Source organism: Agromyces lapidis (assembly GCF_009749405.1).
Classification (GTDB): domain Bacteria; phylum Actinomycetota; class Actinomycetes; order Actinomycetales; family Microbacteriaceae; genus Agromyces; species Agromyces lapidis.
Window position 1 is genome coordinate 295629 of record NZ_WBIQ01000009.1, and the last position, 21524, is coordinate 317152.

A 21524-nucleotide genomic window follows, 5' to 3' on the forward strand; every position below is an offset into this window, starting at 1 on the left:
GGTCACGGGCCGGGGGTGCGGTTCAGCTCGCAGCGGATGGCTCGCCAGGCAGCCCGACGACGGGCTCGCCGAGCAGCGGCGTCGAGACCGCGTAGATGCCGTGGTTCGCGAAGAGCCAGATCAGGTTGCGGTCCCACTCGACGAAGATGCCGTGCACGGGCGCCGCGAGGTCGTCGTCGTCCTTCAGGCCCATCGGGGGCACGAAGTATGCACCGACCTTCGGGTCCTCGGGGTCTCGGACGTCGAAGATCTGCAGCCCCGCCGCATAGAAGGCGTAGGGGATCACGCCGCCGTGCGGGGTGCCCGTGTTGGTGAAGTAGCCCGAGCGCTTCGGCCCGAACGAACCGCGACGCTGCGCCCAGTCGGTGAACGCGGCCTCGGCGGGCGGCATCGGGCGCGGCATCGTGCGCACCACCCGCGGATTCGCCGGGTCGGAGACGTCGATCTGGTAGATCTCCTTCGCCGGCTCGTAGCAGTCGGTGTTCATCGGGTAGCCCGAGACGTAGACGTAGCCGGTCTCCTCGACCTGGGTCGTGTCGACGTTGTCGCCCTCGGTGCCGGCGACGCTCGTCGGCAGTTCGCACCATCCGACGTGGTGGATGTTCGAGGGGTCCGAGACGTCGAGCACGAAGAAGCCCTGGCCGCCCTGGGCGGCGTAGCCGTACTTCCACCCCGACTCGACCGAGCGCGGCATGAAGATGCCCATGCGCGAGCCGAACCACGAGGTCTTGTTGTTCCAGCGGTCGTTGCCCGCGAGGTACTCGGAGTCGTCCTCCTCTCCGGCGCGGGAGCCCGGCACCCACCACTGCGAGAGCAGCTCGGGATTCGCCGGGTCGCTGACGTCGTACGCCGCGTGGCCGGCGGTCCAGAGCGTCGTGCGGTAGGGCTGGTTCGTGAAGGTGTTGTCGGGCGCGGTCGCGACGAAGAGGTACTTGTCGCCGTAGTAGACCGGCAGGTCGAGCACGCCGTTGCCCTCCTGGATCTCGTCGGGCCCGTGGTCCGGGTCGGTCGAGACCTCCGTGAGGAGCGTCCAGTCGCGGGGGCTCGGCCCGTTCATCTCCCAGGTGCGGAAGCCGCGCAGGCCCTCCCACTCCTTCAGCTGCCCCTCGACGGTGTCGTCGAGCCACTTGTTGGCGACGCGCCCCTTGAGGAAGTAGCGCGGGGTCTCGCTCGCCTGGATCGCGATGTGCTTGCCGAGCCGCTCGTTCCACTGCACGGTGGTCGCGCCGAACTGCGGGCGCGGGTCTGCCCAGCCCCACTGCTCCTCATCGACGATCTTCAGGTCGCGCGGGTCGGTGATGTCGTAGAGCTTCCAGTGGTTGCCGCCGCCGTAGTGCAGCATGTAGCGGGTGCCGTCGAGGTCGTAGATGCACTGCCACGAGTGGCTCGTGTTCACGACGATCGGGTAGAACGCCTCGGCGGTCGCGTTGAGGGCGTACGTCTCGGGGTCGCGATAGTCGAGCTGGCCCGGCCAGTCGACGAACACGTCGCGGGGAACCGACGGGGTGGACTCGGGCGGCAGGAAGCTGCCGTCGGGCTGCATGCCCCAGGTGCCGGGCTCGGGATCGCGGGGTTCGCCGTCGACGCGCTCGAAGTCCTCGGGGCGGTACTTCTTCGCGTCGGGAACGTAGGGAGAGCCGGCCATGTCGCCTCCATTGGCAGCTGGAACAGAGATCGTCGCGACGCGGTGCGTCGTCCCCATCAGCGTCGCCAGAAGTTGCGATGCCGTCCAATATCTATTCGGCTCGCAGCCATGACCGTTCAGGCATACCGACCGAACTGCTGCGCCTCGTGCTCGGCGTGCTCGCGCTCGAACTCCGCGAGGCGCGCACCCTCGACCCTGAGGTGTTCGAGCAGGGCCGAGGCCGCCGCCGACGGGGCCCGGTCGGTGAGCCGCGTGACCCCGACCGCGCGCCTGATCGAGCTCAGCGGCGTCGGCAGGATGCGGAGCTCGCGGTCGTCGACGGCGATGAACATCGGCAGCGCGGCGATGACGTCGGTCGAGACGAGGAGGTTGCGCAGCGTCAGCATCGAGGTGCACTCCACCCGGTCGGCCGGCAGCGGCAGCCCCTCGTGGAAGAAGACGGCCTCGAGCTCGGCGCGCAGCGCCGTCTGCGCCACGGGGAAGATCCACGGGTAGCTCACGAGCTGGGCGAGCGCGGTCGTCGGGCCGTCGTGCACGGGATGCCCCGCCCGCGCGACGAGCCGGATCGGTTCGAGATGCAGCCGCTCCTGCTCGAGCCGAACGGGCACGCTCGACGAGAGCCGGCCGACGGTGAGGTCGAGGTCGCCCGCGAGCAGCAGCTGCTGCAGGGTGTCGGGCGTGCCCTCGCGGACGACGACGGTGAGGCGCGGATGCTCGGCCTTGAGCCCCGCGATCGCCCGGGGCAGCAGCAGGTTCGATCCGGCCAGGTGCGTGCCGACGGTCACCGTGCCGAGCTGGCCCGACTGCAGCAGCCGCACCTCCTCGCCCGCGATGCGCAGCTCGGCGAGCACCGATCGGGCGCGTTCGATGAACGGCCGTCCGTACTCCGTCGGCGTGACGCCCCGGGGCAGTCGTTCGAACAGCGGCACCCCGAGCAGGTCCTCGACCTCGCGCAGCCCGCGGGTCACGACGGGCTGCGTGATGTGGAGCGCCTCGGCGGCGCGCACGAGGGTGCCCTCGTCGGCGATGGCGGCGACGAGGACGAGGTGCCGGATCTTGAGTCGGCCATCGAGGAGTCGGTCAGTGCTCATGCCACCGAACCATAGCCGAATGGGCATGGCAGTGCGGCAACTCGGCATTTGTCGGCATCCCGCCCGGTTCCTAACCTGAAGCCATGTCCTCCCCGACGTCACCGGCGACGATCGCCCTGCCGACCAAGCCGACGCCTCGCGCGCCCCGCCAGATCCGCAACTTCATCGACGGCGAGTTCGTCGACGGAATCCGGGGCTTCGACAAGCTCGATCCCGTCGACGGGTCGCTCGTCGGGCAGGTGCACGAGGCGGGCCGAGTCGAGGTCGACCGTGCCGTTGCCGCCGCGCGCGCCGCGCTCGACGGGCCGTGGGGCCGCATGTCGGTGATCGAGCGCACGCGCCTCCTGCGGCGCATCGCCGACGTCATCGACCGCCGGGCCGAGGAGCTCGTCGCGGCCGAGGTCGGCGACACGGGCAAGCCCGAGACCCTCGCCCGCGACCTCGACGTGGCCAGGGCGGCCATGAACTTCCGCTCGTTCGCCGACACCGTCGCGGCGGCCGGGCTCGACTCGTTCCTCACCGAGCTGCCCGACGGGCGCCGGGCGCTGAACTACGCCGTGCGCAAGCCGCTCGGCGTCGTCGCGGTCATCGTGCCGTGGAACCTGCCGCTGCTGCTGCTCACCTGGAAGCTCGCCCCGGCGCTCGCCGCGGGCAACACCGTCGTCGTGAAGCCCTCGGAGGAGACGCCGTCGTCGGCGACGATGCTCGCCGAGATCCTCGCCGAGGCCGGGCTGCCGGCCGGCGTCGTCAACGTCGTGCACGGCTTCGGCGCCGGCTCGGCCGGGGCGTTCCTCACGGAGCATCCCGGCATCGACGGCGTCACCTTCACCGGCGAGTCCTCGACCGGTTCGGCCATCATGCGCGCGGTCGCGCCGCGGGTGCGCCCCGTGTCGTTCGAGCTCGGCGGCAAGAACGCCGCCGTCGTCTTCGCCGACGCCGACCTCGACGCCGCCGTCGCGGGCCTCGCCCGCTCGACCTACCTCAACACGGGGCAGGTGTGCCTCTGCACCGAGCGCATCTACATCGAGCGCGCGGTCTTCGACGACGTCGCCGCCGGCCTCGCCGAGCAGGCGCGCCGACTGCGCCTCGGCCGCCCCGAGAACCCCGCCACCACGACCGGGCCCCTCATCTCGCACGCGCACCGCGAGAAGGTCCGCTCCTACCTCGACCTGGCCGTGGCCGAGGGCGCGACGGTGCTCGCCGGCGGCGGCATCCCGACCCTCGGTGACGGCCTCGACGGCGGCTCGTGGATCGAACCGACCCTCTGGACCGGCCTCGACAACTCGCACCGCACCGTGCGCGAGGAGATCTTCGGCCCGGTCGCAGCCCTCATCCCCTTCGACACCGAAGAGGAGGCGATCGCGCTCGCGAACGACACCGACTACGGGCTCGCCGCGGTGACGTGGACGAGCGACCTGACCCGCGGGCACCGGGTCGCGCAGCGCATGCGCGTCGGCATGTCGTGGGTCAACACCTGGTACCTGCGCGACCTCCGCAGCCCCTTCGGCGGCGTGGGCCTCTCCGGCATCGGCCGCGAGGGCGGCCACCACTCGCTCGAGTTCTACACCGAGCCGACGAACGTGTGCGTGCAGCTGTGATGGGCGACGCGACGGCCGCGGCACTGCACGCCGCCGAGGAGCGGCTGCACGCGGCTGCCCGCGACGGCCTCGCCTGTTCGCCCGTGCGCGAGCTCATCGGCGAGACCGACCAGGATGCGGCCTACGCCGTGCAGTCGCTCGGCATCGCGCGCCGGCTCGCCGAGGGACGGCGGATCGTCGGCCGCAAGATCGGCCTCACCTCACCCGCGGTGCAGGCGCAGTTCGGCGTGTTCACGCCCGACTACGGCGTGCTGCTCGACGACATGGTCTTCGCCGACCGCGAGCCGATCGACCTCGGGCGCTTCCTGCAGCCCCGCGTCGAGGCCGAGGTCGCCTTCGTGCTCGGCCGCGACCTCGACTCCCCCACGACGCACGTCGCCGAGGTGCTCGCCGCCACCGAGTTCGTGCTCCCGGCGATCGAGGTCGTCGACTCCCGCATCGCCGGCTGGGACATCCGCATCACCGACACGATCGCCGACAACGCCTCGAGCGGGGCGATCGTGCTCGGCACCGCGCCGCGCCGGATCGAGGGCCTCGACCTCGCCGAGCTCGGCATGCGCCTCGACCACGAGGGCGAGCCGGTCTCGACCGGGTCGGGCGCCGCATGCCTCGGCAGCCCCGTCATCGCCGTCGCCTGGCTCGCCCGTGAGGTCGCCCGGCACGGGCGGCCGCTCCGCGCGGGCGAGATCGTGCTCTCGGGCGCGCTCGGGCCGATGGTCGCGGCGAGCGCGGGGGTCTTCCACGCCCGCCTCGACGGGCTCGGCGAGGTGCGTGCCGACTTCACGACGACCGCTCTCGAAGGAGCCGCAGCATGACCACCGCCGTCGCCATCATCGGTTCGGGCAACATCGGCACCGACCTCCTGATCAAGGTCAAGCGCCTCTCGTCGACCCTGCACGTGGCCGCCATGGCCGGCATCGACGTCGACTCCGACGGGCTCGCGCGGGCGCGACGGCTCGGCGTCGCGACGACCCACGAGGGCGTCGACGGGCTCGTCGCGATGCCCGAGTTCGAGGGCGTCGAGCTCGTCTTCGACGCGACCTCGGCGGGGGCGCACGCGCGCAACGACGCGATCGTGCGCGATCGCGGCCGCCTGATGGTCGACCTGACCCCGGCCGCGATCGGGCCCTACGTCGTGCCCGTCGTGAACCTCGGCGACGAGCTCGACGCCACGAACGTGAACATGGTGACGTGCGGCGGCCAGGCCACCGTGCCGATGGTCGCGGCCGTCTCGCGCGTTGCGCCGGTGGCGTACGCCGAGATCGTCGCGTCGATCTCGTCGCGCTCGGCGGGCCCGGGCACCCGGGCGAACATCGACGAGTTCACCGAGACGACGGCGAGGGCGCTCGAGGTGATCGGCGGCGCCGAGCGCGGCAAGGCGATCATCGTGCTGAACCCGGCCGACCCGCCGCTCATCATGCGCGACACGGTCTACTGCCTCGTCGAGGACGGGGGCGACCGCGCCCCGCTCGACGAGGGTGCCGTCCGCGACTCGGTCGCCGCGATGGTCGCCGAGGTGCAGGGCTACGTCGGCGGCTACCGGCTGAAGCAGGAGGTGCAGTTCGACCGCGTCGACGAGCCCTACGTGCCCGCGCTCGACCGGCCGTTCCGCGGCACTCGCGTCACCGTCCTCCTCGAGGTCGCGGGCGCCGGCCACTACCTGCCCGAGTACGCGGGCAACCTCGACATCATGACCTCGGCGGCGCTGCGCACGGCCGAACGGCTCGTCGCCGCGCGGAACGGAGCCACGGCATGACCGCCAACGCCGCCGAGACCGCGTCCACGCCGGCGCCGGCCTCCGCGCCCGAGGTGTACGTCCAGGACGTCACGCTCCGCGACGGCATGCACGCGATCGCCCACCGCTACACGATCGGCCAGGTGCAGGACATCGCGCGAGCCCTCGAGGCCGCCGGCGTCGACGCGATCGAGGTCGCCCACGGCGACGGCCTCGGCGGCTCGAGCGTCGCCTACGGGCAGGGCGCGCACACCGACTGGCAGTGGATCGAGGCGGCCGCCTCGGTGCTCGACCGGGCGAAGCTCACGACCCTCATCCTGCCGGGCATCGGCACGATCGACGACCTCGCGCGGGCCCGCGACCTCGGCGTCGCGAGCGTGCGCGTCGCGACGCACTGCACCGAGGCCGACGTCGCCGCCCAGCACATCGGCTGGGCGCGCGAGCACGGCATGGATGTCTCGGGCTTCCTCATGATGAGCCACCTGAACGACCCCCGGGGTCTCGCCGAGCAGGCGAGGCTCATGGAGTCGTACGGCGCGCACTGCGTCTACGTCACCGACTCGGGCGGCCGGCTCACGATGCAGGGCGTCGCCGACCGCGTCGACGCGTACCGCGAGGTGCTCTCGCCCGAGACCCAGATCGGCATCCACGCGCACGAGAACCTCTCGCTCAGCGTCGCCAACAGCGTGACGGCCGTCGAGCACGGCGTCTTCCGCGTCGACGCCTCGCTCGCGGGGCAGGGTGCGGGCGCCGGCAACTGCCCGATCGAGGCGTTCGTCGCCGTCGCCGACCTCCTCGGCTTCCGGCACGGCTGCGATCTCTTCGCGCTGCAGGATGCCGCGGAGGAGCTCGTGCGGCCGCTGCAGCGCCGGCCCGTCCGCGTCGACCGCGAAACCCTCACGCTCGGCTACGCCGGGGTGTACTCGAGCTTCCTGCTGCACGCCGAGCGCGCCGCCGAGCGCCACGGGCTCGACGCCCGCGACATCCTCGTCGAGCTCGGCCGCCGCCGCATGGTGGGCGGCCAGGAGGACATGATCGTCGACGTCGCCCTCGACCTCGTCGCCGAGCGCGCCGCGGCGAGCACCCTCGCCGACTCCCGCGCGAGCGGAGACGCCGCATGACCGCCGCAGCCGCCTTCGCCGCCGCGCTCGACCGCGCGCAGCGCACCGCCTCGCCGATCGCGCGCCTCGATGCGGGCGAGGTCATCGGCCTCGGCACCGCCTACGCCGCGCAGCACGCGCTCGTCGCCCGCCGCGTCGCCCGCGGCGAGCGCGTCACCGGCGTGAAGCTCGGATTCACGAGCCGGGCGAAGGCCGCGCAGATGGGCGTCGACGACGTCATCATCGGCACGCTCACCGACGCGATGCGCATCGAGGACGGCGGCGCCTTCGACCCCCGCGCGGCGATCCACCCCCGAGTGGAGCCCGAGGTCGCGTACCTCCTCGGCGTCGACCTCGTCGACGCGTCGGACGACGAGCTCGACCCCGCCACCGCCATCGCCGCGGTCGCGCCCGCGCTCGAGGTGATCGACTCGCGCTACCGCGACTTCCGCTTCAGCCTCGACGACGTGGTCGCCGACAACGCCTCGGCGGCCGCCTACGCGATCGGCCCGTGGAGCTCCCCCACCGCGGCGGGCCCCCTCGACAACCGCGCGGTGCGCCTCGAGCTCGGCGGCCGCCTCGCGCAGGCCGGTTCGACCGCCGCGATCCTCGGCGACCCGGTGCGCGCCCTCGCCGCCGCCCGCCGGCTCGCCCGCGAGCACGGCTTCGCGCTGCGAGCCGGTACCGTGCTGCTGGCCGGCGCCGCGACCGCCGCCGTCCCGCTTCCGGCCGACGGCCTCGTCGAGGCGACGATCGCCGGTCTCGGCCGGGTGTCGTTCCGCGTCGAGCGCGGGGCGACCGCCGACGGCTCGCCCGACGGCGGCCCCGACAAGCAGGAGGACGCGTCATGAGCGACGCCCGTGGCATCCTCGTCGCCGGCAAGGCGACCCCTCGCGGACGCTTCCCGCATGCGAAGGTCGCGGGCGACCTCGTCTTCGTGTCGGGCACCTCGAGCCGCCGGCCCGACAACACGATCGCGGGCGCAGAGGCCGACGAGTTCGGCGCCACCCGGCTCGACATCGCGATGCAGACCCGCGCGGTCATCGAGAACCTCCGCGAGATCCTCGCGGAGGCCGGCTGCACGCTCGACGACCTCGTGCAGGCGACGAGCTACCTCGTCGACATGAACGACTTCGCCGCCTACAACGCGGTCTGGGCCGAGTACTTCGACGAGCAGGGCCCGTCGCGCACGACCGTCGCCGTGCACCAGCTGCCGCACCCGCACCTGCGCATCGAGATCCAGGCGGTCGCGCGGCGCCCCGAGCCTTCCGACGTTCCCGATACCGCCACTCTCGAGGAGGAGAAGAAATGAGCACCATCCCACCCGTGATCGATTTCGCCGCGTGGATCAAGGAGCACGAGCACCTGCTCCAGCCGCCGGTGAACAACAAGCAGGCGTTCATCCCGATGAACGACTTCATCGTGCAGGTCGTCGGCGGGCCCAACCAGCGCACCGACTTCCACTTCGACCCGTACGAGGAGTGGTTCTACCAGTACCGCGGCAACATGCACGTGAACATCCAGACGGAGGACGGCCCCAAGCGCATCGACATCCGCGAGGGCGAGATGTGGCTGCTGCCCGGCAACGTCTACCACTCGCCGCAGCGCCCCGAACCGGGTTCGATCGGCATCGTGATCGAGCGCATCCGCGAGGAGGGCACGCTCGAGAAGTTCGCGTGGTTCTGCCCGAACTGCAACACGAAGGTGCACGAGGTCGAGCTGCAGGTGCGCGACATCGTCGAGGACCTGCCGCCCGTCTTCCGCGAGTTCTACGAGAGTGAAGAGGGTCGGACGTGCCCGAACTGCGGCACCGTCCACCCCGGCAAGGGCTGACCCCCTTGGGCACGATCGACATCCACACGCACTACGTGCCGAGCGCCTGGCCCGATCTGTCGCAGCAGATCGGGCCGGGGGTCTGGCCGTCGCTGCGGGTCGACTCCGAGCGCGAGGCGATGATCATGCTCGGCGAGGCCGAGTTCCGTCGCGTGGAGTCCGACTGCTGGGATGCCGAGGCACGCCTCGCGGACATGGACGCCGACGGGGTCGCCCTCCAGGTCGTCTCCCCCACGCCCGTCTTCTTCTCGTACGACAAGTCGGGCGACGAGGCTGTGAAGGTGGCGCGCATCTTCAACGACCTCGCACTCGAGATCTGCGCACCGGCATCCGATCGCCTGCTGCCGTTCGCGCAGGTGCCGCTGCAGGACACGGACGCCGCGTGCGCCGAGGTCGACCGCGCGATCGCCGCCGGGCATCGCGGGGTCGAGATCGGCAACCACGTGGGCGACCGCGACCTCGACGACGAGGGCGTCGTCACGTTCCTGCAGCACTGCGCGGCGCAGGGCGTCCCGGTGCTCGTGCACCCATGGGACATGCCCGAGTCGCCGCGACTCGACCGTTGGATGGCCCGCTGGCTCACCGGCATGCCCGCCGAGACGCACCTGTCGATCATCGCGATGATCCTCGGAGGCGTCTTCGACCGGGTGCCGCCCTCGCTGCGCATCGCCTTCGCCCACGGCGGCGGCTCGTTCGCGTTCTGGCTCGGCCGCCTCGAGAACGCCTGGCACCGCCGGGCAGATCTCATCGCGACGAGCGAGCGACCGCCCTCGACGTACCTCGACCGGTTCAGCGTCGACTCCGTCGTCTTCGACGAGGCGCCGCTGCGCCTCCTCGTCGACACGCTCGGCGCCGAGCACGTGATGGTCGGCAGCGACTACCCGTACCCGCTCGGCGAACGCCCGGTGGGTTCGGTCCTCGACCGCGCCGACTTCCTGAGCGACGCGGAGAAGGCGGCGATCCGCCACGGCAACGCCCGCCGCTTCCTGGCGATCTGAGCGGGGCGCCCGCGCCGCGGGCACCCCGCCCGGCCACCTCCCCCGGTCCCTCTCCGGCCCCTCTCCCTTCCCCCGATCCCAGACCTCGGAGACCCCGCACATGAGCCTCGCGACATCCGCACCCCACTCGATCGACCGCGCGACGTGCGCCGCACTCGACGCGGCCGACCCGCTCGCCCGGTTCCGCGAGCGCTTCGCGCTGCCCGAGGGCGTCGTCTACCTCGACGGCAACTCGCTCGGCGCGCTGCCCCGCGCGACGCCGGGGCATGTCGAGCGGGTGATCGCCGAGGAATGGGGCACGGGCCTCATCCGCAGCTGGAACGATGCGGGATGGTTCGACAAGCCCGCCGTCCTCGGCGACCGCATCGCGCCGCTCATCGGTGCGGCGCCGGGCGAGGTCGTGCTGGGCGACTCGACCTCGGCGAGCCTCTTCCAGGTGGTCACGGCGGCAGCCCGCATACGCCCCGGCCGCCGGGTGATCATCTCCGAGTGCGGCAACTTCCCGACCGACCTGTACGTGCTCGAGTCGGTGCAGGAGCTCCTCGGCGAGCCCGGCCGCCCGCTCGAGCGCCGGCTGATCGACGACGACGGCCCGACGCTCGACGAAGTGCTCGACGGCGACGTCGCGGTCGTCGTGCTCACCCACGTGAACTACCGCACCGGCCGCATGTACGACATGGCCGAGGTGACGCGGCGGGTGCACGAGGCCGGTGCGCTCATGGTGTGGGACCTCTGCCACAGCGTCGGCGCGGTGCCGGTCGAGCTGAACGCCGCCCGGGCCGACTTCGCGATCGGCTGCACCTACAAGTACCTCAACGGCGGGCCGGGCTCACCCTCGTTCATCTGGGTCGCGGGTCGCCATCATGGCGTCGCCCGGCCGCCGCTCACGGGCTGGCACGGCCACGCCCGCCCCTTCGACTTCACCGTCGGGTACGAACCCGCCGACGGCATCACGCGGTTCCGCGTCGGAACGCCGCAGCTGCTCGCGGTCGCCGGGCTCGAGGCGAGCCTCGATCTCTGGGCCGAGGTCGACCTCGCCGAACTGCGCGAGAAGAGCCTGCGGCTCACCGAGCTGTTCATCTGCCTCGTCGACGCACGGCTCGCGGAGTGGGGCATCGAGGTCGTGACGCCGCGGCAGTCGGCGCGGCGCGGCAGCCAGGTCGCCCTGCGGGCGGTCGGCACGCTCGACGCCGGCGACGGGTACGCCCTCATGCAGGCGCTCATCGCGCGCGGGGTGATCGGCGACTTCCGCGCGCCCGACCTCATGCGCTTCGGCTTCGCCCCCCTCTACGTCACGCACACCGACGTCTGGGACGCGGTCGCGGCGCTCGAGGAGATCCTCAGGAGCGGGAGCTGGCGCGAGCCCCGCTTCGCGCGACGCGGGGCGGTCACCTGACCTCCAGCTCTCCATCGCGGCATCACGCAACATTCGACGGATGCCACGGGGCCGATGTGTACACTCAGGGCATCATGTTCGCCGGCGTGTACACCACCTCGCCGGTCGAGTAGGCCCGCCAGGGCCGACTCGAGATCCACCCGGGATCACCGAGGAGCCCCGTGAAGCCCACCGTGCAGACCCTGCTCGACCGCCCAGAGCTCGGCCTCGGCCTGCTGACCCCCGCCGTCGCCCTGCCCGACGGCGCGCTCGACGCCCCGGTCGTGTGGGCGCACAGCTCCGACCTCGCCGACCCGACGCCGTTCCTCGACGCCGGGCACGTGCTGCTGACCACCGGCACCCAGTTCGCCGACGGCGCTGCGGCCGACGCCGAGTTCGCCGAGTCCTTCGTGCAGCGGCTCCGCGAGCGGGGTATCGCGGCCCTCGGCTTCGGCACCGAGGTGATCCGCGCCGGCACCCCCGAGACGCTCATCGCGGCGTGTCTCGCACAGGGCCTGCCGCTCTTCGAGGTGCCCTACCGCACCCCGTTCATCGCGATCGCACGCACCGTCGCCGACCTCATCGCCGAGGACGCCTACGCCAGGCAGGCGTGGGCGCTCTCCGCGCAGCGCGCGATCTCGCTCGCCGCGCTGCGCCCCGACGGCCTCTCGGCGACCCTCGCCGAGCTCTCGCACCGGCTCGGCGCCTGGGTCGGGCTCATCGACGCGACCGGATCGCTCGACCGCGAGGCGCCCGAGGGCGGCCTCGCGCAGCCCGCGCTCGGCGAGGTCGTCGGCGAGGCCAGATCGATGCTGCGCCGCGGCCAGCGGGCGAGCCGCACGCTGCTCGCCGCCGAGTCGACCGACGCACCGCAGCGAATGACCCTGCAGACCCTCGGCGGCGGCGGGGCGCTGCGCGGCGTGCTCGCGATCGGCGACTCGGCCGAGCTCGATCAGGCCGGACGCGAGGTCGTCACCTCGGTGATCGCGCTCGCGGGCCTGGCGCTCGAGCAGAACCGCGACCTCGACCGCGCACGCGGCCACCTGCGATCGGGGCTGCTCAGCGGCATCCTCGCCGGAGACACGACCCTCGCCGAGCGCGTCTCGGCCGAGATGTGGGGGCCGCTGCCCGAGCCGCCGCTGCGCATCATGGTGACGGATGCCCCGCTCACCCAAGCCGATCGCCTCACCGAGCTCCTCGAGCTCCGCGTCGAAGAGCGCGGCGGGCGGTTGTTCTTCGGCCGCGACGACGAGCAGTACGTGCTCGTCGTCGAGGAGTCGGACGCGCCGCTCGCCGAAGAGATCGCGACCGAGTTCGAACTGCCCGTCGGCGTCTCCGACCCGGTCGGCGGGGGCGCCGTCGCGCAGGCTCACGAACAGGCCCTGCGCGCCCTCGACCGCGCCCGCGAGAGCGGCGCGGGCGTCGTCAACTTCGACGAGATCAGCAGGCAGGGCGTGCTCGCGTTCCTCGCCCGCACCGACGCCCGGGCCGTCGCCCTCGCGACCCTCGCCCCGCTCACCGAGCACGACGCCGCGAACGGCACCTCGCTCGTCGTGACGACCCGCACCTGGCTCGAGCGCGGCGGGCAGTTCGATGCGACCGCGCAGGCCCTCGGCGTGCACCGGCACACGGTGCGCAGCCGCATCGCCCTCGCCGAGCGGCTGCTCGGTCGCGACCTCTCGGGGTTCCACGCGCGCGCCGACCTCTGGGCGGCGCTGCTCGCGGTCGAGTAGGCGCAGCCCGGCGCGGCCCCGAGTGGGGCGGGCACATGCCCGTGTGCTCAGCCCCGGGTCAGAGCGGCTGCGCGGCGATCAGGCGCCGGTACCAGTCGAACGAGTCCTTGCGGGTGCGCTCGCCAGTCTCGAAGTCGACGTGCACGAGGCCGAAGCGCTGCGTGTAGCCCTGGGCCCACTCGAAGTTGTCCATGAGCGACCATGCGAAGTAGCCACGCACGTCGACGCCCTGCTCGATCGCCGCGGCGACGGCGCGCAGGTGGCCGTCGAGGTAGGCGATGCGTTCGGCGTCGTGCACCGCGCGGCCGTCGGATGCCTCGACCACCTCGTCGACGAACGACGCCCCGTTCTCGGTGATGACGACGGGCGGCAGCGCGTCGCCGTAGTCGCGGCGCAGCCCGACGAGGAGCTCGGTGAACGCGGCGGGCACGATCGGCCAGCCGAAGCCCGTGAGCGGTGTGCCCTCGGGCGGCGCGACCGGCTCGAACGGCAGCCCGGCGGCGGCGAACTCCGAGCCGGCGGCGGGTGCGGCCACGTACGTCGGGTTGTAGAAGTTCACCCCGTAGAAGTCGAGCGGCGCCGAGATGAGCTCGAGGTCGCCCGCCTCGAGCCCGGGGAACTCCTCGAGCCCGAACGCAGTCAGATCGGGGTAGGCGCCCGTGAGCACGGGGCCGGCGAAGATGCGGTTGTAGATCAGGTCGAAGGCGCCCGCCGCCATGAGGTCGGCCGCCGAGTCGCCGGCCGGCACGACGAGGGTGTGGTTGTTCGTGATGCCGACCTCGGCCGACGGTGCCGCCGCCCGGATCGCGGCGACCGCGAGCCCGTGCCCGAGCAGCTGGTGGTGCACGGTCGGCAGGGCGCCGAGCATGAGCTGACGGCCGGGCGCCTGGGTGCCGAGCGCGTAGCCCTCGAGCGTCGTCATCGCGGGCTCGTTGAGGGTGATCCACCGCCCGACCCGGTCGCCGAGGCGGTCGAGCACGAGCCCGACGTATTCGGCGAAGCGCTCGGCGGTGTCGCGCACGAGCCAGCCACCGGCGTCTTCGAGGGGCTGCGGCAGGTCCCAGTGGTAGAGCGTCGGCAGCGGGTCGATGCCGGCTTCGGCGAGCGCGTCGACGAGCCGCTCGTAGGAGTCGAGCCCCGCCGCGTTCGCGGGCCCGGTGCCGCCCGGCTGCACGCGCGGCCAGGCGATCGAGAAGCGGTAGTCGCTCGCGCCGAGTTCGGCGAGCAGTGCGACGTCGTCACGGAATCTCCGGTAGCTGTCGGCGGCGACGAGCGCGTTCGAGCCGTCGATCACCCGGCCGGGCTCGGCGGTGAAGGTGTCCCAGATGCTCGGGCCTCGTCCCTCGGCATCCGTGGCGCCCTCGATCTGGAAGGCGGCCGTCGCCGCGCCCCAGCGGAAACCCGCGGGCAGTCGCAGCGCGGACTCGGCCGCGGCGGCCGGCTCGGCCGTCGTCGCACGCGTGGTCGGGGCATCCTGCATCGTGAACCTCACTGTCCGTCGCCAACTGGGACGCTTGACCCAGTTCGAACCACCCTAGCGGTCAGGGCTCACCCACGGAAGGGCCGGCACCTCTTCCCGCCCGCGGCGCGCGAGCGTACGCTGGAGGCGTCGAAGGGGGCCCCGATGAATGCGACGGTCGGCGAACGCCTCGTCATCCACGGCAAGCAGGTCGGCCAGCCCGGCCGCCACGGCGAGATCCTCGAAGTGCGGGGCGAGAACGGCGGGCCGCCCTACCTCGTGCGCTTCGACGACGGCCACGAGACGCTGCTCTACCCCGGCGCCGACTGCGAGATCGAGCACACCGAGCAGTGAGTTCGGCGCGCTAGCGTGGAGGGCATGTTCCACTCCTACGCGGCGATCGGCGACAGCTTCACCGAGGGCGTCGGCGACGAGCTTCCCGACGGCAGCGTGCGCGGCTGGGCCGACTTCGTGGCGCTCGGCCTCGCGCAGCACGCGCGCGAGCCGATCGGCTACGCGAACCTCGCCATCCGCGGGCGCAAGCTCGGGCCGATCATCGACGAGCAGTTGGATGCCGCGATCGCATTGCAGCCCGAGCTGCTGAGCTTCAACGGCGGCGGCAACGACATGCTGCGCCCCCGCATGGACGAGCAGGCGACCGCGACCCGCTTCCGCGACGCGATCCACCGCATCCGCGAGGCCGGCATCCACGTGCTCATGCTGAGCGGAGCGAACCCGACCGAGCACCTGCCGATGGGCCGGGTCTTCGACTCGCGCGGTGCGCGCCTGACCGCGGCGCTCGTCGACCTCGGCACCCTCGAGGGCGTCACCTTCGTCGACAACTTCAACGACCGGGGGCTCCGCGACATCCGGTACTGGTCGCCCGACAAGCTGCACCTCAACGCCCTCGGCCACGCGCGCGTCGCGTCGAACGTGCTCACTGCGCTCGAGGTGCCCGTGCCGCCCGAGTGGGGGGTCGAGGAGGTCGCCGCCGCGCCGCCCGGGCCGCGCAGCCGCAACACCGCCGCGTACTACCGCGAGTTCGTGCTGCCCTGGATCGGGCGCCGCCTCACCGGCCGCTCGTCGGGCGACGGGCGGGTCGCGAAGCGCGCGACGCTCGAGGTGGTCGACTCCGGCCCGACGCGCTGAGGCCGGGCGTCAGCCCGACGCCCCGAGCACATCCGCGACGAACGCCCGGGTGCGCCGCGCGAGCCCCTCGATGCGTTCGAGCTCGTGCGCGCTCGGCATGACCTCCGACGGCGCAGGCGGGCGGCCGAGCCGCACCGTCTCCTGGCAGGCGAGGTCGCCGCAGATGTAGGTGCCGACGCTGTCGCCGCGGGCTCCCGCCGCACCCGAGCGACGGGCCGAGAACAGCGTGACCTGATCGCCCGGCTGGTGGGTGTGGCAGAGGTTGCAGACCGCGGCGCGATGCCGCGAACCGGTGCGCTCGGCGCTGCGCAGCACGATGCCGGCGGGCTCGCCGCCGAGTTCGGTGACGAGGTACCCGCGCGAGGCGATGCGCGGGTCGCGCCACGCGAAGGCGTCGAGATGCGCCCATTCGGTGACGAAGAACTTCACCGGCAGCGAGAGCTGTTCGAGCTCGGCGGCCTCGGCGTTGCCGAGCACCGCCCGAACCTCGGACTCGACCAGCGGCTGCATGCGGCTCCCCTCGTGCGACTCCCCCAGTCTACGAAGCGGGCTCTGCAGCCCGCTCAGCGGGGGGCATCCCTGCTGACCGACCACTCGTCGTAGGTCGACCGATCGGAGGCGGGCGGATCGATGAGCACGAGCTCCCAGGTGACGCCCTCGCTCTCGTCCGACCACGAGATCACGACCACATCGCGTTCGCCCATGCCGTCGGGGCGGTGCGGGCCGAGCTCGGTCGCCGCGTACTGCACCAGGATGCCGTGCTCGACGAAGCGCGCCCGCGAGGCGCACTCGCCGCGTTCGACGAGGCTCGTGCCCAGCTGCACGACCGAGAGGCAGACCTGGTCGTTGCCGTTGAGGTAGACCCAGAAGCCGCGGCCGAAGACCTCGTCGATGCGGCGCACGGTATCGGCCTGCGCGCCGAGCGCGACCGTGAGGCTCTCGTCGCGGGAGCTCTGCGGTCGGTCGAATACGGCGAGGCCCCGCACCGGCGCTGCGAGGGAGACCACGGCGACCGCGCCGGCCACGGCGAAGCCGGCGAGCACGGCTGCGATGGCGAGTTCGCTCCTGACGCGGGCGCCGAGACGGCGCGGCCATCGGTCGCGGGTCGCGGATGCCACGGGGTCGCCCGCTTCCGTCGCGCCCGCGGTGACGTCGCCGTCGGCGGCCGATCCTGCCCCGGTATTGCCCGGCTCGGAAGCCTCGCCTTGCCGCTGCTCGTCGGGCCGCCCCGGCCCGGCGCGGATGGCTGCGGTCGCCCGCTCGCGCTCGGCGGCCCGCCGGGCGAGTTCGGCCTCGACCGACTCGAGCTCGTCGGCGGCGCCGGAGGCGTAGCCGTCGGGAGTGCCGTAGACGATCCGGCGCAGGGCGTCGGCCCGCGCCTCGAGTTCCGCGTCGTCGCTCGTCAAGGCCCCTCCGATGCCGACGCTAGTCCGTCGGATGGCGGGCGAACAGTCCCCCGTCCGCGGCATCCCGCCCGCACAATCCAGGACGAGAACCTCACCACCCCTCGTATACGCGCCGGCGCCCCGCTCATCCTGCAGAACGCGACGCGCAACAGGAGCGAATCGCGAAGCCCCGCCGAGCCGACCCGACGCGCCGCCGTAGGCGACGCGAACCCGTGCCTCAGAAGACCGGGCGAGGCCGATCGTCGACGAGCGGGTGCCACCCCTCGGGCCCGCGGTCGTAGGCGTGCGCCGGGCCGTCGGCGAGGAGTCGCGAGAGCGCCGCGAGGAACCGGTCGACATCGTCGGCCGAGGATCCCGCGCCGAGGCTCGCCCGCAACCCGTTCGCGCGGCTCGCGACCCGCTCGAAGAAAGGGTGCGCGCAGAACCGTCCGGCCCGCACCGAGATGCCGTGCTCGGCGCCGAGGGCCGCGGCGAGCAGCCCCACCGAACCGCGCTCGAGCTCGATCGTGGCGATGCCGAGGCGGTCGTCGACGTCGTCGAATCCGCGCACGACGCGCACGCCGCGCTGCGCTGCGAGCCCCGAGTTCAGCCGTTCGGTGAGCGCCCGCTCGTGCCCGTCGCGGGCGGCGTCGCCGAGGCGCTCGAGCTCACTGAGCGCACGCGCGATCGCGGCGATGCCGACGACGTTGGGGGTGCCGGCCTCGTGGCGGGCGGCGCCCTGCTTCCATGCGACGCGGTCGAGGGAGACCGACTCGACGGCGCCACCGCCGGCGAGGTGCGCGGGCGCGGCGTCGAGCCAGTCGGCCCGGCCGACGAGGGCGCCGGCACCGAACGGCGCGTAGGCCTTGTGCCCCGAGAAGGCGAGGTAGTCGATGCCGGATGCCTCGAGCGACACCCTGCGGTGCGGCAGCAGTTGCGCGGCGTCGACCGCGAGGCGGGCGCCGTGCGCGTGGGCGAGCGTGGCGAGGCGGTCGACCGGCAGCACTTCGCCGGTGACGTTCGAGGCACCCGTCACGGTGAGGAGGGCGGCGGGACATCGGGCGAGTTCGGCGTCGAGCACCTCGAGGGTCTCTGCGATCGTCGGGCGGGCGACGACCACCCGGCGCCCACCTGCGCGCCACGGCAGCAGGTTGGCGTGATGCTCGAGGTCGAGCACCACCGTGTCGCCGGGCACGGCCGCCGCGAGCAGGTTGAGCGCGTCGGTCGTGTTGCGGGTGAAGACCACGAGGTCGTCGTCGCGCGCGCCGACGTGCCGGGCCACCGTCGCGCGGGCGGCCTCGACGAGGGCGGTGGTCTGCTGCGAGGGGTACCCGGTGCCGCGGTGCACGCTCGCGTAGTACGGCAGCACCTCGACGACGTGCGCGGCGACGGCCGCGAGGGCGGGCGCCGAGGCGGCGGTGTCGAGGTTCACGTGCCGCACGAGGCCGCCGCCGAGCACCGGCACCTCGAGGCCGGCGTCGACGAGGCGCGCGAGCGGGCCGGGGGCCGGGGCATCCATCATCGCCGTCGGCTCCGACGTGCGCGCGATGCGGGCGGCGGTCGACTCGGTGGCGATCACAGGGCTCTCCTCGGTGCGTGGTTCGGACGACGCTACGGATGCCCCTGCACCGCCTCAACCCTTCGTGACGCGGGCCGTCACGGCGCGCAACAATCGGACATACGAAGGGGGTGACGCCGGCCGGAGGGATCTTGCGATGCAGGGGCGGCGATCCCCACGAGACAGTCGATGAGGTCCGCCATTCGCGCCCTTCTTCGCTGTTCAGTGCTCCTCGGGAGGGCCGCAGGCCGCGTGCGCGCAGACACCTGAGGAACTCGCCTTCGGAGGACGTGTGGCCGAGTGGTCATGTGGTCGCGCTGCTCGAAGGACGACCTCCCGCTCCCCTGCGGCGTCGAGGTGCTGCCCGATCGGCTCAGCGGGCGAGCGCGGGCGCGGTCGCACCCCAGCAGAGGGCCGGCGCGACCTCGCGGGCGATGAGCTCGATCGAGCGCAGCACGAGCTCGTGCGGCGGATCGACCGAGTGCACCTGGAAGGCGACCTCGCTCGCCTGCGCGGCGACTGCGTCGCGCGAGAGCGACTCGATCACGTCGTCGACGGTTCCGACGTGCGTGTCGTAGGCGGCGATGAGCTCGTCGAGCGTGTCGCCGGCCGGCGGCTGGCCCATGCGGGTGAAGCCGACGGCAGCGCGACGCAGCCCGATCTCGGCGTGACGGCGGGCTTCCTCGCGCGAGTCGGCGACGAACACGGTGCGAGAGGCGACGATGCGCGGCGGCACCCCGTGCGGCAGTGCCTCGAGATAGGCGTCGACGACCGGCTGCTGCATCTCCGAGAGGCTCGCGTGCGGAGCATCCGCCCCTCGCGGCTGGGTGCGCGAGAGCATCAGGCCATGACCGGCGCGACCGGCGCGCGTGCCGCCGAACGTTGAGAACGTCGCCTGCCAGACGCGGCCCAGAAGATCGCGGCCTGGCGGCTGCAGCCGGTTGGCGTCGTCACCCAGCGCCCCGCCGGCGAGCGCCGCGACGAGCGAGTCGATCTTCTCGCCGAAGACCCGGCCCCGATCCTCGGAGCGCTCGCCGAAGGCGAGGAAGGAGGCGGGCGTGGCGCCCGAACCGAGGCCGAGCTCGACGCGGCCGCCCGAGACGAGGTCGAGCACGACCGCATCCTCGGCGACCCGCACCGGGTCTTCGAGGGGCAGCGTCACGACGCCCGTGCCGAGCCGGATGCGCGAGGTCTGCGCGGCGACGTGCGCGAGGAACACGAACGGCGACGGCAACCCGCCCTCGGCGGCACGGAAGTGGTGCTGCGCGACCCATGCCGAATCGAAGCCGTGGCGCTCGGCCGCCACGACCTGCTCGGTCGCGATGCGGTAGCGCTCGGCGGCGCCGGCATCGTCGAGCAGGCGGGTGAAGAATCCGATGCGGGTCACGCGAGGGCCGTTCCCGAGGAGGCGACGAGCGGTGCCACGTGAACGTTCTCGGGGCGGGCGAGACCGAGGTGATCGCGCAGCGTCTCGCCCTCGTACTCGGTCGGGAAGACCCCGCGCCGCTGCAGCTCGGGTACGACCCCGAGGGCGAACGCGTCGAACTGGGCGGGCTGGATCGCGGAGAGCACGTTGAAGCCGTCGACGGCGCCCGCGTCCCCCCAGGCCTCGAACTCGGTCGCGATGTCCTCTGCGGTGCCGACGATCATCGACGCGTTCACCGAGGCGGCCACGACGAGGTGGCGGAGGGTCGGCGGCCGTTCGCCGGCGGGGCCTCGCCCGGTGCGCTCGGCGACGATCTCGACGAGCTCCTGGCCCGGGGCGCTGAACTCGGCGACGATCGCCGGGGTGACCGCGCGGTCGGGCGACAGCCCCGAGACATCCACCCCCAGGAGGGTCGAGAGCTGGGCCAGCGAACGGTTCGCGGGGAACGCCGCGGGCGGGCCGTCTGGCCAGTCCTCGGCGATCTGCACGAGCTCGCTGAGCTCGTCGGCGATCGACTGGGCATGGGCACGGGTCTCGCCCACGATCGGCAGCACGGGCGCGATGACCTTCAGCGTGCGGTCGTCGCGCCCCGACTCGAAGGCGAGCGCCCGAAGCTCCTCGCGCACCTGCACGGCGTGCTCGAGGTCGCTCACCGCGACGAGCGCGAGGTCGGCGTTCTGCGCGGCGAACAGGCGCGAGCGCGGCGAGGTGCCGGCGTGCACGATCGGCAGGTGCCCCTGCACCGGCCGTGCGACGTTCAGCGGCCCGGTCACGCTCAGGTGCCGGCCCTCGAAGTCGGTGGCGTGCAGCTTCGACGGGTCGATGAAGACGCCCGCCGCGGCATCCGCGACGATCGCATCGTCTTCGAAGGAGTCCCAGAGGCGGCGCAGCACGTGCTCGAACTCGACGGCGCGGTCGTAGCGGGTCTCGTTGGCCGCGTCGAAGTCGCGCCCGTGATTGCCGGCCGCCCGCGGTTCGGCGCCCGTCACGAGGTTGAGTCCGGCGCGACCACCGCTCAGGAGGTCGACCGAGGCGGTCGCCCTGGCGAGCGTGAACGGGTCGGAGTAGCTCGTGTTCGCCGTGGCGATCAGGCCGATGCGCTCGGTGACGCCCGCGAGGTAGGTGACCGCCGACAACGGATCGATGCGCGCGACGAGATACGGGTCGCGGAACTCGAGGTCGTGCCCGGTCGCGAGCCAGTCGCCGAAGAACAGGTAGTCGAGGCGTGCCCGCTCGGCGACCTCGGCCGTGCGGCGCAGCACCGCGGCATCCCCCCTCGGATCTCGATGCGCGCCCGGATACCGCCAGCCCGAGGGGTAGGCGCCGATCGCCCTGACCATTGCGCCGATGATGAGTCGTGTCATGTCTCGACCTCCGGGCTCCGACGCTAGAGAAGGCGATCGGATGCCGCGAGCCCACCCGTCACACGGGGGAACCGG

At 72.8% G+C, this 21524-nt stretch carries 20 protein-coding genes; 12 read left to right on the forward strand and 8 right to left on the reverse strand.

Annotated features, from left to right (window positions below; all coding sequences use genetic code 11):
• Positions 1-22: 22 nt before the first annotated feature.
• Together GQQ93_RS15950 and GQQ93_RS15955 are read right to left on the reverse strand one after the other, a co-directional pair.
• Complete coding sequence (locus GQQ93_RS15950) at positions 23-1645, reverse strand: LVIVD repeat-containing protein (protein WP_170296221.1); 1623 nt, start codon at positions 1643-1645, stop codon at positions 23-25.
• A gap of 116 nt (positions 1646-1761) precedes the next feature.
• Positions 1762-2736: a LysR substrate-binding domain-containing protein gene (locus GQQ93_RS15955; protein ID WP_157425221.1), complete on the reverse strand. Its 975-nt coding sequence runs from the start codon at positions 2734-2736 to the stop codon at positions 1762-1764.
• Positions 2737-2819: 83 nt separating this feature from the next.
• Here GQQ93_RS15955 and GQQ93_RS15960 point away from each other — a divergent pair, with 83 nt between their 5' ends.
• The 10 genes from GQQ93_RS15960 to GQQ93_RS16005 all read left to right on the forward strand — a co-directional run bounded on the left by GQQ93_RS15960 (position 2820) and on the right by GQQ93_RS16005 (position 13108).
• The gene (locus GQQ93_RS15960) at positions 2820-4334 is read left to right on the forward strand and encodes a 2-hydroxymuconic semialdehyde dehydrogenase (protein WP_157425222.1); all 1515 of its coding nucleotides are present in this window, start codon (positions 2820-2822) and stop codon (positions 4332-4334) included.
• Positions 4334-5149 carry a 2-keto-4-pentenoate hydratase gene (locus GQQ93_RS15965; protein ID WP_157425223.1) on the forward strand — a complete coding sequence of 272 codons (816 nt, stop codon included), beginning with the start codon at positions 4334-4336 and terminating at the stop codon, positions 5147-5149. Before GQQ93_RS15960 ends, GQQ93_RS15965 begins: the two co-directional genes overlap by 1 nt.
• Entirely contained in the window at positions 5146-6090 is a 945-nt protein-coding gene (locus GQQ93_RS15970; protein WP_157425224.1) for an acetaldehyde dehydrogenase (acetylating), read from the forward strand. The genes GQQ93_RS15965 and GQQ93_RS15970 overlap by 4 nt, the downstream gene beginning before the upstream one ends.
• The gene (gene dmpG, locus GQQ93_RS15975; protein WP_157425225.1) at positions 6087-7190 is read left to right on the forward strand and encodes a 4-hydroxy-2-oxovalerate aldolase; all 1104 of its coding nucleotides are present in this window, start codon (positions 6087-6089) and stop codon (positions 7188-7190) included. The genes GQQ93_RS15970 and dmpG overlap by 4 nt, the downstream gene beginning before the upstream one ends.
• On the forward strand, positions 7187-8020 hold the full coding sequence (locus GQQ93_RS15980; RefSeq protein WP_157425226.1) for a 2-keto-4-pentenoate hydratase: 834 nt from the start codon (positions 7187-7189) through the stop codon (positions 8018-8020). The genes dmpG and GQQ93_RS15980 overlap by 4 nt, the downstream gene beginning before the upstream one ends.
• Entirely contained in the window at positions 8017-8481 is a 465-nt protein-coding gene (locus GQQ93_RS15985) for a RidA family protein (RefSeq protein ID WP_157425227.1), read from the forward strand. Before GQQ93_RS15980 ends, GQQ93_RS15985 begins: the two co-directional genes overlap by 4 nt.
• On the forward strand, positions 8478-9002 hold the full coding sequence (locus tag GQQ93_RS15990) for a 3-hydroxyanthranilate 3,4-dioxygenase (protein ID WP_157425228.1): 525 nt from the start codon (positions 8478-8480) through the stop codon (positions 9000-9002). The genes GQQ93_RS15985 and GQQ93_RS15990 overlap by 4 nt, the downstream gene beginning before the upstream one ends.
• A gap of 5 nt (positions 9003-9007) precedes the next feature.
• A complete protein-coding gene (locus GQQ93_RS15995) occupies positions 9008-10000 on the forward strand; it encodes an amidohydrolase family protein (protein ID WP_157425229.1) in 993 nt (330 codons plus the stop codon).
• Positions 10001-10100: 100 nt separating this feature from the next.
• On the forward strand, positions 10101-11396 hold the full coding sequence (kynU, locus tag GQQ93_RS16000; RefSeq protein WP_157425230.1) for a kynureninase: 1296 nt from the start codon (positions 10101-10103) through the stop codon (positions 11394-11396).
• A gap of 161 nt (positions 11397-11557) precedes the next feature.
• Positions 11558-13108 (forward strand): PucR family transcriptional regulator, encoded by a 1551-nt coding sequence (locus GQQ93_RS16005; protein WP_157425231.1) that lies wholly within the window; start codon positions 11558-11560, stop codon positions 13106-13108.
• Between the two features lie 58 nt (positions 13109-13166).
• On the opposite strand, the gene GQQ93_RS16010 is transcribed toward GQQ93_RS16005, so the two are convergent.
• Positions 13167-14588, reverse strand: a complete 1422-nt coding sequence (locus GQQ93_RS16010; RefSeq protein WP_157425232.1) for a GH1 family beta-glucosidase — start codon at positions 14586-14588, stop codon at positions 13167-13169.
• Between the two features lie 144 nt (positions 14589-14732).
• Here GQQ93_RS16010 and GQQ93_RS16015 point away from each other — a divergent pair, with 144 nt between their 5' ends.
• Both GQQ93_RS16015 and GQQ93_RS16020 read left to right on the forward strand, forming a co-directional pair.
• Complete coding sequence (locus GQQ93_RS16015; protein ID WP_157425233.1) at positions 14733-14921, forward strand: DUF1918 domain-containing protein; 189 nt, start codon at positions 14733-14735, stop codon at positions 14919-14921.
• Between the two features lie 24 nt (positions 14922-14945).
• Entirely contained in the window at positions 14946-15716 is a 771-nt protein-coding gene (locus GQQ93_RS16020) for an SGNH/GDSL hydrolase family protein (RefSeq protein ID WP_157425234.1), read from the forward strand.
• 9 nt (positions 15717-15725) lie between these two features.
• Here the strand turns inward: GQQ93_RS16020 and GQQ93_RS16025 are convergent, their stop codons facing one another.
• The 5 genes from GQQ93_RS16025 to GQQ93_RS16045 all read right to left on the reverse strand — a co-directional run bounded on the left by GQQ93_RS16025 (position 15726) and on the right by GQQ93_RS16045 (position 21449).
• Positions 15726-16226 (reverse strand): FBP domain-containing protein, encoded by a 501-nt coding sequence (locus tag GQQ93_RS16025; protein WP_157425235.1) that lies wholly within the window; start codon positions 16224-16226, stop codon positions 15726-15728.
• Between the two features lie 53 nt (positions 16227-16279).
• Complete coding sequence (locus GQQ93_RS16030; RefSeq protein WP_157425236.1) at positions 16280-17122, reverse strand: hypothetical protein; 843 nt, start codon at positions 17120-17122, stop codon at positions 16280-16282.
• Positions 17123-17339: 217 nt separating this feature from the next.
• A complete protein-coding gene (locus GQQ93_RS16035) occupies positions 17340-18680 on the reverse strand; it encodes an aminotransferase class V-fold PLP-dependent enzyme (RefSeq protein ID WP_212277365.1) in 1341 nt (446 codons plus the stop codon).
• Positions 18681-19032: 352 nt separating this feature from the next.
• Entirely contained in the window at positions 19033-20046 is a 1014-nt protein-coding gene (locus tag GQQ93_RS16040) for a putative FMN-dependent luciferase-like monooxygenase (protein ID WP_157425237.1), read from the reverse strand.
• Positions 20043-21449: an NtaA/DmoA family FMN-dependent monooxygenase gene (locus GQQ93_RS16045; RefSeq protein WP_157425238.1), complete on the reverse strand. Its 1407-nt coding sequence runs from the start codon at positions 21447-21449 to the stop codon at positions 20043-20045. Before GQQ93_RS16045 ends, GQQ93_RS16040 begins: the two co-directional genes overlap by 4 nt.
• Positions 21450-21524 lie beyond the last annotated feature (75 nt).